At 66.0% G+C, this 15,242-nt stretch carries 18 protein-coding genes and 1 tRNA gene; 13 read left to right on the forward strand and 6 right to left on the reverse strand.

All coding sequences use genetic code 11. The features are described from left to right. Positions 1-156: 156 nt before the first annotated feature. The 3 genes from AC1RQP_RS22670 to AC1RQP_RS22680 form a co-directional block, all read right to left on the reverse strand. Entirely contained in the window at positions 157-1,350 is a 1,194-nt protein-coding gene (locus AC1RQP_RS22670) for an MFS transporter (RefSeq protein WP_239621934.1), read from the reverse strand. A gap of 57 nt (positions 1,351-1,407) precedes the next feature. Then, complete coding sequence (locus tag AC1RQP_RS22675) at positions 1,408-2,025, reverse strand: TetR/AcrR family transcriptional regulator (protein ID WP_492938569.1); 618 nt, start codon at positions 2,023-2,025, stop codon at positions 1,408-1,410. A gap of 1,136 nt (positions 2,026-3,161) precedes the next feature. Next, positions 3,162-4,136: an N-carbamoyl-D-amino-acid hydrolase gene (locus AC1RQP_RS22680; protein ID WP_492938570.1), complete on the reverse strand. Its 975-nt coding sequence runs from the start codon at positions 4,134-4,136 to the stop codon at positions 3,162-3,164. Positions 4,137-4,400: 264 nt separating this feature from the next. Here AC1RQP_RS22680 and AC1RQP_RS22685 point away from each other — a divergent pair, with 264 nt between their 5' ends. From AC1RQP_RS22685 to AC1RQP_RS22695, 3 genes are all read left to right on the forward strand, one after another. Next, the gene (locus AC1RQP_RS22685) at positions 4,401-4,625 is read left to right on the forward strand and encodes a hypothetical protein (RefSeq protein WP_492938571.1); all 225 of its coding nucleotides are present in this window, start codon (positions 4,401-4,403) and stop codon (positions 4,623-4,625) included. Positions 4,626-4,704: 79 nt separating this feature from the next. After that, a complete protein-coding gene (locus AC1RQP_RS22690; RefSeq protein WP_256456317.1) occupies positions 4,705-4,830 on the forward strand; it encodes a hypothetical protein in 126 nt (41 codons plus the stop codon). Further along, positions 4,827-5,153 (forward strand): hypothetical protein, encoded by a 327-nt coding sequence (locus AC1RQP_RS22695; RefSeq protein WP_492938572.1) that lies wholly within the window; start codon positions 4,827-4,829, stop codon positions 5,151-5,153. The genes AC1RQP_RS22690 and AC1RQP_RS22695 overlap by 4 nt, the downstream gene beginning before the upstream one ends. Positions 5,154-5,249: 96 nt before the next feature. Here AC1RQP_RS22695 and AC1RQP_RS22700 read toward each other — a convergent pair whose 3' ends face one another. Together AC1RQP_RS22700 and AC1RQP_RS22705 are read right to left on the reverse strand one after the other, a co-directional pair. Further along, positions 5,250-5,714 carry a fasciclin domain-containing protein gene (locus tag AC1RQP_RS22700; protein ID WP_345946204.1) on the reverse strand — a complete coding sequence of 155 codons (465 nt, stop codon included), beginning with the start codon at positions 5,712-5,714 and terminating at the stop codon, positions 5,250-5,252. Between the two features lie 646 nt (positions 5,715-6,360). Further along, positions 6,361-6,437: transfer RNA gene (locus AC1RQP_RS22705), tRNA-Pro, on the reverse strand. A 68-nt stretch (positions 6,438-6,505) separates the two neighbouring features. Between AC1RQP_RS22705 and AC1RQP_RS22710 the strand changes: the two genes are divergently transcribed. The 6 genes from AC1RQP_RS22710 to AC1RQP_RS22735 all read left to right on the forward strand — a co-directional run bounded on the left by AC1RQP_RS22710 (position 6,506) and on the right by AC1RQP_RS22735 (position 12,447). Continuing rightward, complete coding sequence (locus AC1RQP_RS22710; RefSeq protein ID WP_492938573.1) at positions 6,506-7,495, forward strand: L-threonylcarbamoyladenylate synthase; 990 nt, start codon at positions 6,506-6,508, stop codon at positions 7,493-7,495. Positions 7,496-7,518: 23 nt separating this feature from the next. Further along, positions 7,519-8,946, forward strand: coding sequence for an FAD-binding oxidoreductase (locus AC1RQP_RS22715; protein WP_492938574.1), 1,428 nt, complete (start codon positions 7,519-7,521; stop codon positions 8,944-8,946). Between the two features lie 2 nt (positions 8,947-8,948). Next, positions 8,949-9,398, forward strand: coding sequence for a GNAT family acetyltransferase (locus AC1RQP_RS22720; RefSeq protein ID WP_492938736.1), 450 nt, complete (start codon positions 8,949-8,951; stop codon positions 9,396-9,398). 9 nt (positions 9,399-9,407) lie between these two features. Then, positions 9,408-9,989 (forward strand): GDP-mannose pyrophosphatase, encoded by a 582-nt coding sequence (locus AC1RQP_RS22725; RefSeq protein WP_492938575.1) that lies wholly within the window; start codon positions 9,408-9,410, stop codon positions 9,987-9,989. Positions 9,990-10,286: 297 nt separating this feature from the next. Beyond that, entirely contained in the window at positions 10,287-11,216 is a 930-nt protein-coding gene (locus tag AC1RQP_RS22730) for a glycine reductase (RefSeq protein ID WP_492938576.1), read from the forward strand. A gap of 37 nt (positions 11,217-11,253) precedes the next feature. Further along, positions 11,254-12,447 carry a CaiB/BaiF CoA transferase family protein gene (locus AC1RQP_RS22735; protein WP_492938577.1) on the forward strand — a complete coding sequence of 398 codons (1,194 nt, stop codon included), beginning with the start codon at positions 11,254-11,256 and terminating at the stop codon, positions 12,445-12,447. Positions 12,448-12,472: 25 nt separating this feature from the next. Here AC1RQP_RS22735 and AC1RQP_RS22740 read toward each other — a convergent pair whose 3' ends face one another. Then, positions 12,473-13,237, reverse strand: a complete 765-nt coding sequence (locus tag AC1RQP_RS22740; protein WP_492938578.1) for an SOS response-associated peptidase — start codon at positions 13,235-13,237, stop codon at positions 12,473-12,475. Between the two features lie 63 nt (positions 13,238-13,300). Between AC1RQP_RS22740 and AC1RQP_RS22745 the strand changes: the two genes are divergently transcribed. The 4 genes from AC1RQP_RS22745 to AC1RQP_RS22760 all read left to right on the forward strand — a co-directional run bounded on the left by AC1RQP_RS22745 (position 13,301) and on the right by AC1RQP_RS22760 (position 15,114). After that, on the forward strand, positions 13,301-13,810 hold the full coding sequence (locus AC1RQP_RS22745) for a hypothetical protein (protein ID WP_239621922.1): 510 nt from the start codon (positions 13,301-13,303) through the stop codon (positions 13,808-13,810). 9 nt (positions 13,811-13,819) lie between these two features. Beyond that, on the forward strand, positions 13,820-14,254 hold the full coding sequence (locus AC1RQP_RS22750) for an NUDIX hydrolase (protein WP_492938579.1): 435 nt from the start codon (positions 13,820-13,822) through the stop codon (positions 14,252-14,254). A 48-nt stretch (positions 14,255-14,302) separates the two neighbouring features. After that, positions 14,303-14,680 carry a TIGR02301 family protein gene (locus AC1RQP_RS22755; RefSeq protein ID WP_239621920.1) on the forward strand — a complete coding sequence of 126 codons (378 nt, stop codon included), beginning with the start codon at positions 14,303-14,305 and terminating at the stop codon, positions 14,678-14,680. A 173-nt stretch (positions 14,681-14,853) separates the two neighbouring features. Then, positions 14,854-15,114 (forward strand): hypothetical protein, encoded by a 261-nt coding sequence (locus AC1RQP_RS22760; RefSeq protein WP_028176925.1) that lies wholly within the window; start codon positions 14,854-14,856, stop codon positions 15,112-15,114. Positions 15,115-15,242 lie beyond the last annotated feature (128 nt).

Raw genomic sequence — 15,242 nt, forward strand, 5'->3', positions numbered from 1 at the left:
CCTGCCGCCCATTAACTTGGTGCGTTTGCGGCAAAAATACTCCAACCGCCGGCAGGCCGCGAGATGGAAATTGGAGCGCCGCACGCTTCATCAGGCGCCGGACGGATTCTTGTCCGAGGCTGGTTAACGCGCACATCGTCCGAGCGCGCCCAGCAACTACTCGGTGGCCGCATAGAGCAGGCCGGCGACGGGCAGGGCAAGGCCAATGGCCGATGCGAGTGCCCAGCCGCCTTGCGCGAAGGCGAAGGCTCCGACCGCGGAGCCGGCCGCGCCGGCTGCGAAGAACGTCGCCATGTAGAGGCCGTTGAGGCGGCTGCGGTGCTCGTGCCCGAGCGCGAAGATGGCGCGGAAGCCGAGCACGACGTTGCCCTGGACACCGATATCGATGGCGATCGCGGCCACCACCAGACAGGAAAGGTTCAGCATCGAGCCGGGCGCGCCGACATAGGTCACGAGGAAGCCGCCGGCCGCGAGCAGCATCGCGACCAGCGTCGCGATGCGGCTATGGCCGTGGTCGGCGAGGCGTCCGGCGATCGGTGCGGCGAACACGCCGGCGACACCGGCCAGCGCAAACAGCGCGATGCCGCGCTGGGAGAAGCCGAACTCGCCGGCGAGTTGGAGCGGCGCCACCGTCCAGAACAGGGTGAAGGCGCCGAACAGGCTCGCCTGATAGAGCGCGCGGCGCCGCAGCAGCGGCGTGGCCCGCACCAGATGCGGCATCGACAGCAGCAATTCGCCGTAGTGCATCCGCGTCACCGGCTTGCGCTTCGGCAGCGTCATCCAGAGCGCGACCGCGAGCACGATCATCAGCGCTGCGGAGCAGAAGAACACCGCGTGCCACGACAGGGCCGCGGTGACGAAGCTCGACACCGGACGCGCCAGCATGATGCCGAGCATCAGGCCGGTCGAGACGTTGCCGACGACGCGGCCGCGGATGGCTGCTGGCGCCAGGTGCGCCGCGTAGGGAATGATGATCTGCACGGCCACCGAGCCGAGGCCGATGAACAGCGCGGCGATCAGGAACGGCAGCGCATGGGTGGCGAACGCGGCGGCGAGCAGCGCGGCCGCACCAAGCGTGATCACCGAGCAGATCAGGGCGCGGTTCTCGACGAGATCGCCGAGCGGCACGATCAGCAGCAGCCCGGTGCCGTAGCCGATCTGCGTCATGGTGACGATCAGTCCCGCCGCGGCATGCGACAGGCCGAGCGCGGCGCTGATCGGGGCGATCAGCGGCTGCGCATAGTAGATGTTGGCGGCGACCATGCCACAGGCCGCGGCGAGCACGAAGGTCAGGCGCTGCGACACCGCATCCGGCCCGGGCGCGGTCTCGATCGTGGCATTCATCGTCATTCGCATAGACTCCAGATAAGGTATAGGGAATGATCATTCCCTATTCTGACAAAAAATTCAGGCGAGCAGCTTCATCGCGACGCCGACGAGGCGCTCCCCGTCGAGCGGCAGGCGCGCCTTGCCGACGACGCGCATCCCCTGCGTGATGCAGAGCATCAGCCGTGCGGTGTCGTCGGCTGCGACATGGCGGGGGATCGAGCCGTCGGCCTGCCCCGCGCGGATGAGGCCGGCGATGAAGTTTTCGTTGGTCGCAAGCTGCGCGCTGACGCGGGCCGCGACCATCGCGTCGTGCACGGACAGTTCGACCGCGCTGCCGACCACGAGGCAGCCGCGCCGTCCTTCGACTCCCCGGGAGTGCTCGACATAGGACAGCAGCACGTTGCGGATCTGCTCGCGGCCGTTTGCGCCCCGCGCCGCCGCGCTGCGGGTCTGCTCCTGGCGCAGTGCCGTGTAGCGCTCGAAGGCGGCGAGGAACACCGCATGCTTGTCGCGAAATGCCTTGTACACGCTTCCGGTGGCGAGCCGCATCGCCGCGGTGAGGTCGCCGATCGAGGTGGCATGGTAGCCCCGCTCGCGAAACACGCGCACGGCGCGGTCGAGCGCGGTATCCATGTCGAACTCCCGAGGGCGGCCGGGACGACGGGCAGACTGAGATCGGCGGGCAGTCTTTTGCATTGCGGCATAATAGGGAATGATTGTTTCCGAATAAAGACACGTGGTTGTGAGCGGGTCGAGGAGGAGGATTCGGAAGGTTATGACGAAGCCGCTCTCACTCGTGTCCCGGACAAGCTGCAACGCGACAGCGTTGCGGCGCAGCGCCGGGACCCAGAGCCACACGGTACGACAACAACGATATGGGCCCCGGCTCTGCAGCGCACCGTCGAAGGGACGCTGCGCTGCGTCCGGGGCACGAGAGTGGAGTATGGCGCACGCTCTCTCCTCCGCGTCATTGCGAGGAGCCCTTGCGACGAAGCAATCCAGAGTCTCTCCGAGGAGAGATTCTGGATTGCTTCGCTCCGCTCGCAATGACGGAGTACGACGCAACAGCACGCTCTTCCACTACATCTCGCTTGCAGACACGTTTTCCCGTTCTCGCGACGCTCTTCGCCCGAGCTTTGCTTCGTCGCTCACCCTCATGAAACCAAGAGGGCACAGGGAAGGCCGGGTGCCCGGCCGGCACCCGCGGTCCGCTGCGCGAAATGCACACGCAGGAACAACCGCACAGCAGCATACAGGTGTAGCCAATCACTCGGCCTTCCCTGCGCAGTGGTCGGACGGCTTATGCCGTGCTCTCCCGGGAGCCGAGTTCCCTCTGGCCTCCCTCACTCCTGCGAAAGTCGCCGGCGCCGCGCCGGTTGACGCGACTGCCGCATTCGCAGGGGCTTGACCGTAGCAACGACGGCCAGGACCACACGGTTTTGCCGTACGCACGGCCCGCCATTTCGCCGCAGTTTTCCCGGCCCTGTCGACGGAGCCGGAAACTTACAGGCGAGACGAAGCCTAGCAGCGCCGCTCGTCCGCACGCAGCTTCGGGCTCACGGAGAGCAATCCGCCCTGCCCTTCACCTCTCGTGCACGACGCTGCCGCGTCCACCGCAAGCCCGGCTCGCGACAATGACGACCACATGATCGCCCCTCAAGGATGAGCCGGGATGGGCGACACATACGATAAATCCGAATTTCGGTAAAGTGGAATATTTTCGCGATGGTGGATTGACAAGGGGCGACACAGCAAGGTGCCGTAGCCCGGTGAGCGGAGCGACATCCGGGATTTCACAAGCACGGTCCCGGGTATCGCTGCGCTCACCCGGGCTACGAAGAGGCGATCTTCCCCTTGCGCGGCACCGGCGTCCCATCCGCCATCGTCGTCACGCCCTTCCGTTCCACGATCAGCCCGTAGGCCCGCGGCTGGCGGTGGACATCGAAATTGAAAGTGGTGCGCTTGTAGGAGTTGCAGAGATCGAGATCGCAGAGCGCCAGCGCGATCTCGTCACCCTTGGTGGTGCAGGCCGCCATGATCTCGCCGGAGGGCGCAATGATGCAGCTGCCGCCGATGTGGTCGACGCCCTCCTCGATGCCGGCCTTGGCGACGCCGACCACGAAGGTGCCGTTCTGATAGGCGCCGGCCTGCATCACCAGATGATTGTGGAACAGCGAGAGATCGTCATGCTCAGGCGCGGGCGGATTGTGCACCGGCGTGTTGTAGCCGATCAGCACCATCTCGACGCCCTGCAGGCCCATGACCCGATAGGTCTCGCTCCAGCGGCGATCGTTGCAGATCGCCATGCCCATCACGCCGCCGAAGGCATCCGTCACGCCGAAGCCGCTGCCCGGCTCGAAGTAGCGCTTCTCCAGATGCTGAAACTCGCGCCACGGCTCGTGCTCGGCATGGCCCGGCAGATGGACCTTGCGATACTTCAGGACGATCGCGCCGCTCTTGTCGACGAGAATGGAGGTGTTGTAGCGCCTGACAATTCCGGCCTCGACCGTCAGCTCGGCATAGCCGAGGCAAAAGCCGATCCCGAGCTCGCGCGCCAGATCGAACAGCGCCTGCGTTTCGGGGCCCGGCATCTCGCGCTCGAAGAAACTGTCGATCTCGGCCTGATCCTCAAAATACCAGCGTGGAAAGAACGTGGTCAGCGCCAGCTCGGGGTAGACGATCAGATCGCAGCCGCAAGCCCGAGCCTGGCGCATCAAGGCCATCAGCCGCGCCATCACCGCGGTCCTGGTCTCGCTCCTCGCGATCGGGCCGAGCTGGCCGGCTGCAATCGTCACAAATCTCGCCACGCGTCATTCCTTCGTTTTTCCGGGTGCGGCGGGCTTGAGCCTGCGCCGCACGCATAGGCCGCCTCGGCCCATCATCCTGATGGCACAATCAAATTCCGTGCCTGCGGGTATCATCTTGCGGCGCCAGGCGAGTGCGCGCCGAAACTCAGGGAATTTCGTTGCCGATCTGCAACGGTTCCCCGCGATCTGAAGCCGGACAAAACAAACTCCCATTCCGGCCACGAACCGCTCTCACAAGGCCGTGAGACTATCAGGGGAACGACGATGCGTGCACAACGCGTTTGGAAAGTGAATGGGGCGGCCAGCATCGGGCAGCTTCAATCGAGACTGGACGATCTGAACAAGCGTCTCGGCCAGCTCGAAAACCAGCAGCCGGATAGCGGGACGCTGGAAGAGCTGAGAGTGATCGCGCTCAGCCTGTCGCGCGAGATCGACGACATCCGCTGCGCCGAGGCGACGGCGGCCCTGAGCGAGCTGTTGCGGAAGTAGCGGACGCCCGCGATTCGCATCGCGCGCAGGGAACCAAGTTCCGCCGCCGCCATTTCCATGCAGAGCATGGAGCAAGATCATGACCAGGCACCTGACGCGAGCCGATCCCGCGCGCGCCGTGGCCGGCACGGTATTCATGCAGGTCCTGTGCGCGGCGACGGCCTTCACCGTCGCGGCATTTCGCGCTGCGAGGGATTTGGCATGACATCGGACCCCGAGGAGTCGGTGCGGCTGCAAGGCTACGGCGAGATGACGCTGCGCACGGCCGTCGAGACGCTGATGCTGCTCGCACCGCGCGAACGATACGAAGCCGCGGTCTTCCGCGTCCGCGACGGCGTGCGCCTCGCGCAAAGCGAGATCGCCGAGCTCGCATCAAGCTGGGGCATCGAACCGGCGCCCAAGGTGCGATCGCCGAGACTGGTCCCCGAGCAGCACTGGCAAGACATCGTTCGCGGCATGGTGCGCGAGGCCCCGCTGCCGTCGCTGATAGTGGCGTTTCTGGTGGGGATGCTGGTGGCGCGGAGGTAGTCCTCTTCGAGCGACAGCGAAACTCTCTCAGCGCAGCCGATCCATCCCGAAAAACACCCGGCCGTCGCAACGGCCGGGTACTCATTGGTTGCCGTATCAGTGGTGCATGTTCTTTGCACGGGCCGGGGGCAGCAGCACCGTGTCGATGACGTGGATGACGCCGTTCGAGGCCTCGATATCCGGCTGGATGACGTGCGCGTCGTTGACGCGGACACCGAGGCTTCCGTCGACATTGAGGGACTGGCCTCCGACGGTTGCCACTTTCAGCGATTTGCCGGCGACGTCGGCAGCCTTCACGCGGCCCGGAATGACGTGATACTTCAGAACCGCCGCGAGCTTTGCCTTGTTCTTCAACAGCGATTCGACCGTTCCGGGCGGCAGCTTGGCGAAGGCTGCATCGTTGGGCGCGAACACCGTGAACGGGCCCTTGCTCTTGAGCGTCTTCACCAGACCGGCGGCTTTCACGGCCGTCACCAGCGTGGTGAACGAACCCGCGGAAACCGCGGTGTCCACGATGTCGGCAGCGCGCGCCACGGATGGACCAAGCAGTGCAGCGACCATGGCCGCTCCGGCCACGAACGAACGAATTGCAGGCATCATCAGGTTCTCCAAAAATGTGATTCAATCCATGTCGACGCGATGGCTGCACCCGACATGGCGCATCCATCGTGCGATCAGTTGCGATCGACCCGTACGAAACGAAGCCTCGCGACGGTTGGATCACTGGCCTTATCAAAAGTCCGCTGGGTCACGTCGAAACGTTGCAAAGCGCTCGGACGACCCGCTGCATCGAGCCCTCCCGCGTCCTGGTGCCGCGCTCGCCCTTCACCGTGCCGCACGAATTTCTGACTTCTGGTCTGCGGAGGAAGGACTCAGCTCATCAGGCGCCTCGAACACGCGTGCCAGCTCCTGGTGAAGCAAGACGTGTCAATCGCGGAGGTCGCTTCTGCTTGCAGCTTTTCGTCCGAGACGAATTTCACGCTGGCATTTCGTCTACCGGCCCGTTCTCATGTTCCAGCGCCGACCATATGCCGTGGGTCAGTTCGTACGGGAGAGCTCTGACGCGCCAAGCCATGCCGCCGCGGCAAGCGCCCCTGCCCCGCCAAATCGGCCGTGGACCCGCCCCGAAAATCGTTGCTAAAAGGCTCCCACGAGGTGCTGGCGGCCGGTCCGCCAAGTCTCTGGAAAACGTCGACTTTTGGAAGAATGGTCGGAGTGGCAGGATTCGAACCTGCGACCCCTGCGTCCCGAACGCAGTGCTCTACCGGGCTGAGCCACACTCCGACAAGAAGGCGGCTTATAGCGTCGGGTTTGACGCACTGCAAGCGGCCGAGCCGAGGAATTTTATCCCTGTGAAAACGGGTCTTGAAACGCTGATTTTACCGGCCGGCGAGGCCGGCGCGGAAGCCGCCGCCAGGGCCTTGGCCGCCGGCGGCCTGGTCGCGTTTCCGACCGAGACGGTCTACGGGCTCGGCGCCGACGCCGCCAACGCCACGGCAATCGCCCATCTCTATGCCGCCAAGGGGCGGCCGGCGTTCAATCCGCTGATCGCGCATGTCGCTGATATCGCGGCCGCGCGGCGGATCGGACGGTTCGATGCGCGCGCGTTGAAGCTCGCGGAAGCGTTCTGGCCGGGGCCGCTGACGCTGGTGGTGCCGAAGACCGAAGGCTGCCCGGTGGCGGATCTCGCCACCGCGGGCCTCGATACCGTCGCGATCCGCATCCCCGCCCACAAGGTGGCGCAGGCGATCCTCCGCGCGTTCGGCGGCGCCGTGGTGGCGCCGTCCGCCAACATCTCCGGCCACGTCTCGCCGACGCTGGCCGCCCATGTCGAGAGCGACCTTGCGGGGCGGATCGACCTGATCGTCGACGGCGGGCCTGTTACGGTCGGGGTCGAATCGACCATCGTCGGCTGCTTCGAGGCGCCGATGCTGCTCCGCCCCGGCGGACTGTCACGCGAGCGGATCGAGGCGGTGCTGGGCACGCCGCTGGCGCGGCCGCCCGTGGAGGCCGAGCTCAGCGACAGCCAGCCGCTGGCCCCGGGCATGCTGGCCTCGCATTATGCGCCGCGCGCCAATGTGCGGCTCAATGCGCGCGACGTCGCGCCGGGCGAAGCGCTGCTGGCGTTCGGCCCCGCGCGGCTGCCGGGCGTCGATGCTGCTGCGGCCGTCATGAATCTGTCGCCCACAGGCGATCTCGATGAAGCCGCCGCCAATCTGTTCGGCTATCTTCGCAGCCTCGATGCCCGGGCGCCACGCGCGATCGCGGTGATGGCGATTCCCGAAGAAGGACTTGGCGAAGCGATCAATGACCGGCTGCGCCGGGCTGCGGTTGCCCGATAAGAAGCTTGAGAAGAGACACGAGAATGAACGTCGATAAATCCGCCACCCCGCCGCTTGCGCCCGAGCTGATCGCCCAATTCCGCAAGATCGTCGGCGACCGCCACGCCATCACCGATGCGACCGACATCGAGCCTTACGTCACCGAGGAGCGCAACCTGTTCCACGGCCGCTCGCCGCTGGTGCTGCGCCCGGGCTCGACCGCGGAAGTCTCGGACATCTGCAAGCTCGCCTCCGCTCACGGAATCGCGCTGGTGCCGCAGGGCGGCAACACCGGGCTGGTCGGCGGACAGACGCCGCACAATGGCGAAGTGGTGGTGTCGCTGCGACGGCTGGACAAGATCCGCGAGGTCGACACCGCCTCCAACACCATGACCTGCGAGGCCGGCGTGGTGCTGCAGATCGCGCAAGCAAAGGCGGCGGAGGTGGACCGGCTGTTTCCGCTCTCGCTCGGCGCGGAGGGAAGCTGCACCATCGGCGGCAATCTCTCGACCAATGCCGGCGGCACCGCGGCGCTCGCCTATGGCGTCGCGCGCGAGATGGCGCTGGGCCTCGAGGTGGTGCTCGCCGACGGGCGCGTGCTCAATCTGCTGTCGAAGCTGAAAAAGGACAACACCGGCTACAATCTGCACAACCTCTTCATCGGCGCCGAAGGCACGCTCGGCATCATCACGGCGGCGACCTTGAGGCTGTTTCCGAAGCCGCGGGCGGTCGAGACCGCCTTCGTCGGGCTGAAATCGCCGGCGGCGGCGCTCAAGCTGCTCACGATCGCGCAGGGCGAGGCCGCCAATACGCTGACGAGCTTCGAGCTGCTGTCGGAGATGGCGGTGGATTTCTCGGTGCGGCACGGCATCGACGTGCGCGATCCGCTTCAAGCGAAGCATCCCTGGTACGTGCTGATGGAATTGTCCTCGCCGGGCGAGGATGCCCGCACGCCGCTGGAGACGATCCTGACCCGGGCCATGGAGGATGAGATCGTCGACGACGCCGTGATCGCCGCCAACCTCACCCAGCGCGGTGCGTTCTGGAAGCTGCGCGACGAGATGTCCGCGGCGCAGAAGCCGGAGGGCGGCTCGATCAAGCACGACATCTCCGTGCCCGTCGCGGCGGTGCCCGCCTTCATCGCCGAGGCCGACGCCGCCGTGGTGAAGCTGATCCCGGGGGCGCGGCCGGTGCCGTTCGGCCATCTCGGCGACGGCAATCTGCACTACAATGTCAGCCAGCCGATCGGCGCCGATACGGCGGATTTCCTGGCGCGCTGGCACGATGTGAACGCCGTGGTGTTCGAGATCGTGCTGCGCATGGGCGGCTCGATCTCGGCCGAGCATGGCATCGGCGTGCTCAAGCGCGACGAGCTGCCGGAGGTGAAGGACAAGACCGCGATCGAGCTGATGCGCTCCATCAAGGCGATGCTCGATCCGCTCGGCATCATGAATCCGGGGAAGGTGCTGTGAGCGTGCCCCCTGCTCCGCTCGCGATCAGCGCGATCGCGGATGCCGACGTCGAGAAAGTCGTCGCGCTGTGGCAGCGCTGCGGTCTGACGCGGCCCTGGAACGATCCGCATGCCGACATCGCGCTGGCGCGGCGGCGCGACAATTCCACCGTGCTGATCGGCCGCGACAACGGCGCGATCATCGCCACCGTGATGGTCGGCCATGACGGCCATCGCGGCTGGGTGTACTACGTTGCGGTCGATCCCGACGGCCGGAAGCGCGGCCATGGCCGCGTCATCATGGCGGCGGCCGAGGACTGGCTGCGCGCGGCCGGAATTCCAAAACTGCAGCTCCTGGTCCGCCGCGAGAATGCGCAGGCCAATGCGTTCTATGACTCGCTGGGCTTCGAGCTATCCACCTCCGTGATGTTCCAGAAGTGGCTCGACGGCCGCGCGACCACGCCAAGCAACTGAGATCGAGCCATGACCATTTCCGATCGTGTCCGCATCAAGGACGTCCGCGTGCTCTCGGACAATTGGACGCCGCTGAAGAACACGACCCTCGAATACCGGCGCGCCAATGGCGAGTGGCAGACGCAGCACCGCGAGACCTATGAGCGCGACAACGCCGCCGCCGTGCTGCCGTATAATCGCGCGCGGCGGACGGTGATCCTGGTGAAGCAATTCCGCCTGCCGGCCTTCATCCGCGGCTACGACGACCTCCTGATCGAGGCGGCCGCCGGCGTCTTGGACAATGCCGAGCCCGAGCAGCGCATCCGCGCCGAGGCCGAGGAGGAAACCGGCTATCGCCTGCACGACGTGCACAAGGTGTTCGAGGCATTCATGAGCCCCGGCGCCATCACCGAGAAGCTGCATTTCTTCGTCGCCGAGTACGAGCCTTCGATGCGGGTCAGCGACGGCGGCGGCCTCGAGCACGAGGGCGAGGACATCGAGGTGCTGGAGCTCGGCATCGACGAGGCGCTTGCGATGATCGCCGACGGCCGCATCATCGACGCCAAGGCGATCATGCTGCTGCAATACGCGGCGCTGCATCTGTTCAGGTAGGTGCATCTGTCCGCGCGTACGGTGCAGACCCTTCTCCCCTTGTGGGAGAAGGTGGCGCGAAGCGCCGGATGAGGGGTATCTGTCCACGAGCTCTCTGAGACTTGGACTCGCGGAGCCAGACCCCTCACCCGTCTCGCCGCTCACGCGGCGAGCCACCCTCTCCCACAAGGGGAGAGGGAAAGCGCAGCACTGGCCCCAGCTTGATTTGCAATTCTGTCCTGCGTCGCCCCGCCCCCCGTTGAGCAACCCCGAAACTATCTCTAGTCTGGCCCCAACCAAGAACCAGGAGACGCGCCCATGTCCGCTCCGCGCGACGACGAATTCGGCTTTGCGCCCGACTACGACTCCCCCGTCCCCTATATGCAGCGGACGCGGGACTATTACGCGGCGATCGGCTACACCACGCCGTATCGTTGGGCGCATCACACCGCGGCGCCGTTCCAGCCGCTTAAGAAGCCGCTGGCGCAATCGCGCGTCACCATCATCACCACGGCTGCGCCATACGATCCGGCCAAGGGCGACCAGGGGCCTGGCGCGGCGTATAACGGCAGCGCGAAATTCTACCAGGTCTATGACGGCGACACGTCGAAGCAGCACGATCTGCGCATCTCGCACATCGGCTACGACCGCAAGCACACCAGCGCCACCGACAGCGGCACCTGGTTTCCACTGCCGCAGCTCTTGAAGGCAAGCGCCGCAGGACGGATCGGCGAAGTCGCTCCGCGCTTCTTCGGCGCGCCGACCAACCGCAGCCATCGCGTCACGCTCGACACCGACGCGCCGGAAATTCTCTCGCGCTGCCTCACTGATGCGGTCGACGTCGCCGTGCTGGTGCCGAACTGCCCGGTCTGTCATCAGACCACGGCGCTGGTGGCGCGGCATCTGGAGCGGAACGGCATTGCGACCGTGATCATGGGCTGCGCCAAGGACATCATCGAGCACGCGGCCGTGCCGCGCTTTTTGTTCAGCGACTTCCCGCTCGGCAATTCCGCCGGCAAGCCGCATGACATCGCCTCGCAGGCGCAGACGCTGGAGCTGGCGCTCAAGCTGCTGGAGACTGCAAGCGGTCCGCAGACCACGATGCAGTCGCCGCTGCGCTGGAGCGAGGATGCCTCCTGGAAGCTCGACTACAACAACGTCGCACAGCTGAGCCCTGAAGAGCTGGCGCGGCGCCGCGCCGAATTCGACAAGCAGAAGGAGATCGCGCGCGGCAACCGCGCCGCCTGACGTCCTCCGACAACGACAACAAAGAGGGGAGAGCGAGGTGACGCGACCGTTCGAGGGCGTGAAGATCCTGGACTTCACGCAAGTGCTGGCCGGCCCCTATGCAAGCTACCAGCTCGCGCTTCTGGGCGCGGACGTCATCAAGGTCGAGCGGCGCGAGGGCGAGGACATGCGCCGCACGCCGCTTTCCCGCGAATGGGCCGAGCGCGGGCTGGCACCGGCGTTCCAGGCCGTCAACGGCAACAAGCGCAGCCTGACGCTCAATTTGCAAAAGCCTGACGCGATCGCGATCGTGAGGAAGCTCGCGAGCCAGGTCGACGTCGTCATGGAGAATTTTCGCCCGGGCGTGATGGACAAGCTCGGCATCGGCTACGAGGCACTGTCCGCGATCAACCCAAGACTGATCTATTGCGCGGTCTCCGGCTTCGGCCAGACCGGCCCGGACCGCCTGCGGCCCGGCTACGACGGCAAGATGCAGGCGCTGTCGGGCATCATGGCCATCACCGGCCACCCCGAAACGGGGCCGACGCGTGCCGGCTTTGCCGTCTGCGACGTGCTGTCGGGCGCGACGGCGGCATTCGGTGTCTCGAGCGCGCTGTACCAGCGCGACCGCACCGGCACGGGCCAGCTCATCGACGTCTCGATGCTGGAGGCGACACTGGCATTTCTGTCGGGCCAGGTCGCGGACTGGTCGGTTGCCGGCCATCGCCAGACACTTTCGGGCAACCAGGCGGTGAGCCGCAGGACTACGGCCAATCTGTTCAAGTGCGGCGACGGCCACATCCTGCTCGCCGTCAACAACGAGAAGCAGTACCGCGCGCTGATGAGCGCGCTCGGCCGCGAGGACACGCTGAGCGACCCGCGCTTCGCCGACTGGTTTTCGCGCAACGAGAACGAGCCCGCGCTCCGCGCCATCATCGAGGAGGCGCTCGCGGCAAGGCCGGCGCGCGAATGGGAGACGATTCTGGAAGATGCCGGTGCGCCCTGCGCCAGCATCTGGAAGGTCGAGGAGGTGATCGACCATCCGCAAGTGAAGGCGCGCGGAGCGATCCAGGAACTCGACACGCCCTATGGCCGCCTTCGTTTCGCCGGCAGTGGGTTCAAGCTCGCGCATGGCGGCGGCAGGCTGGACCGGATGGCGCCGGAGCTGGGCGCGGATACGGATGCGGTGCTCGGCGAGCTGGGGTTTGATGCGGGGGAGATCGCGGAGTTGCGGGCAAGAGAGGTCGTGTAGGCCGTCACACACTCCGCTGCCGCAGCTAGAACAACGAGCCCTGCCCGTCATCCGACGACGCAGCAGCAACCTTCCGCCCAGCCTTTTTCGGCTTCACCGCCTCTGCCTCCGCTTCCATCTCCTCCACGCTGATCGGCAAGAGCAGTTGCTCGTCGTCATTGGCGACGCGGTTGACGCGGGTGGAAACGGGGTGCCAGGCGAATTCGCCGATGCGCGGAGCCTTCATCAGCGGCAGGATCGCGTCGACCTCGTCGCCGCTGATGTCGAGCCAGCGCTCGAAGTCGCGCGGGCTGATGGTGACGGGCACGCGGTCATGCAGCGCGGCGAGGTCCTCGCCCGCCGCCGCGGTGACGATCGCGACCGTGTCGAGCTCCTCTCCGTTCGGCCCGACCCAGGTCTCGAACACCGCGGCAAAGCCGAGCGGCTCGCCGTCGGCGCGGTGGATGAAGAACGGTTGCTTACGGCCGCCTTCCGTCTTCCACTCGTAATAGCCATCGGCCGGAATCAGGCCGCGCCGGCGGCGAATCGCCTTCTTGAAGGCAGGCTTCTCCAGCACCGTCTCGGCGCGGGCGTTGATCAGGAGCGTAAATCCGCGGGGATCCTTGACCCAGCCCGGCAACAGGCCCCAACGCATCAGCCGGAAATGCCGCGCGCCGTTCTCGACCAACACGACCGGAATCGGTTGTGTCGGGGCGACATTGTACCGGGGCGGGAAATTCGGCTGCTCGACATAGCCGAACAGTTGCCGCAAAGCCGCGGGGGCCGAAGTTATGACGAAGCGTCCACACATGCCTGGGCGTCTATATAAGGTCCGTTCAGGTCCTTTTAACCCCGAATGCTAACACTGCGGCAGATGAGCTCAACGGCCTCCCGACCCGCGCGGACGCATGTACAGACGGGCCCCGAGGCCGAGGCCTGGGCCGAGCGCCTGCGCGTGGCCAATATCAACCCGCGGACCGGGCTTGCCACCGACTATCTCAACCATTTCAATGAAGCCGTGATGCTGCTCGAAATGGTCCCGGACATGCCGGAATGCGCCGACGACTTCCTGACCTGGACGCCGCTGTCCTATGCCGAGCATTTCACAGCGTCGAATTTCAAGGCGCGGGATTTGGCCATCGAGGCCTATGAGAAGGCCGATCCCAACGTGCGTGCCCAGTTCGACCACATCACGGACACCATGACATCGATCCTGACCGCAGTCGGCTCGGCCATGCGCGAAGTCGAGAAGGACACCACCCGCGTCCGCCTCGCCGAGCAGGCCACCCTCTGGGTCAAGCCGCTGATCGCGGCTTGCGGCGGCATCATCAATGGCGGCGCGGAAGCCGACGTCGACACCATCATGGCGAACTCGGCCGGATAGGTGACGAGATTGGCCGCGGTCGTCCAGCCCACCCACCCCCAGCTCGCCGTCAGCGCAGCCATCTTCCGCGACGGCAAGGTGCTGCTGGTCCGGCGCGCCCGTTCGCCTGCCAAGGGGTTCTATTCGCTTCCCGGCGGCCGGGTCGAATTCGGCGAATCGCTGCATCAGGCCCTGAGCCGCGAGGTTGACGAAGAGACCGGCCTTCGTATCGAGATCATTGGCCTCGCCGGCTGGCGCGAGGTGCTGCCGGCCGCGGCCGGCGCCGGCCATTACCTGATCATGTCCTTTGCCGCCCGCTGGGCGGCCGGGGAACCGGCCTTGAACGATGAGCTCGACGAATACCGCTGGATCGCGCCGGACGCCCTGGCGAGCCTCGGCGACCTCAAGCTGACCGGCGGGCTGGAGGAGGTCATCCAGTCCGCCGCCCGGCTGATCCAGGCATAGGCGGCTCCGCCTTGCTTCCCTGGGCTCGACGGGGCATACAGCCCGCCGATGTCCACGCGATTTTTGGCCATTTTCGCCCTGATTCTCGCCTGCGCCGCCGGGTCCGCCCGGGCCCAGGACGTGGCGGCGCCGTTTGACGGCGAATTGCAGCGGCTGGCCGAGATCCTCGGCGGCCTGCACTATCTGCGCGGCATCTGCGGATCCAACGAGGGCAACAAGTGGCGCAACGAGATGCAGGCGCTGATCGATGCCGAAACCCCCTCAGGGGAGCGCCGCACCCGCATGATCGCCGGTTTCAACCGCGGCTATAACGGCTTTCAGCAGACCTATCGGAGCTGCACGCCGGCCGCGACGGTGGCGATCCGCCGCTACATCGAGGAAGGCTCGAAGATCTCGCGCGACCTGACGGCACGCTACGCGAACTGACCCCTCTTCGTCATTCCGGGACGCGAGAAAACGCCTTGCGGGACCCCTGTCATCGAGTTTGTGCACAGCCGTTAACCGTTCTTAAAGATGTGGCCTAGCGGTCATTAACGACCGTGCTACACCTCTCGTACAGCGCATCGCCGTGGATCGCGCCCCAGCCCTGACCGAGTTTCATGAGCCAGCCGATTTCCTACGCCCGCGCGCCGCTGCCCGATCACGAGCAGAAACAGGCTGCCCTCAGCTATCTCAACGAGGCCTGGGCCGAGGCGCGCCATGACGGCGTCGACGGCGATTGCCTGGCGCAGGCGAGCCTGTTCGCGGCACTGGCCGAGCTGGTCGGCACCTATGGCGAGGACGCGGTGGCGAAGTTCGTCGAGGGCTTTCCCGGCCGCATTCGCAACGGCGAATTCTCGGTCGGCATCTCCAGGCAGTAAGCCTGTCGAAAATGACCCCGCCACGCGGGCGGGGCCAGTCGACGGATGAATGACTCTGCGAAAGCATCGCGAAGTCTGCCGTCTTTATCGCACGGAAGCTGCTTGCTCCCGACAAGCATTAATCTCAC

The sequence above is a fragment of the Bradyrhizobium sp. GW821-FHT13H06 genome (genome assembly GCF_058803975.1).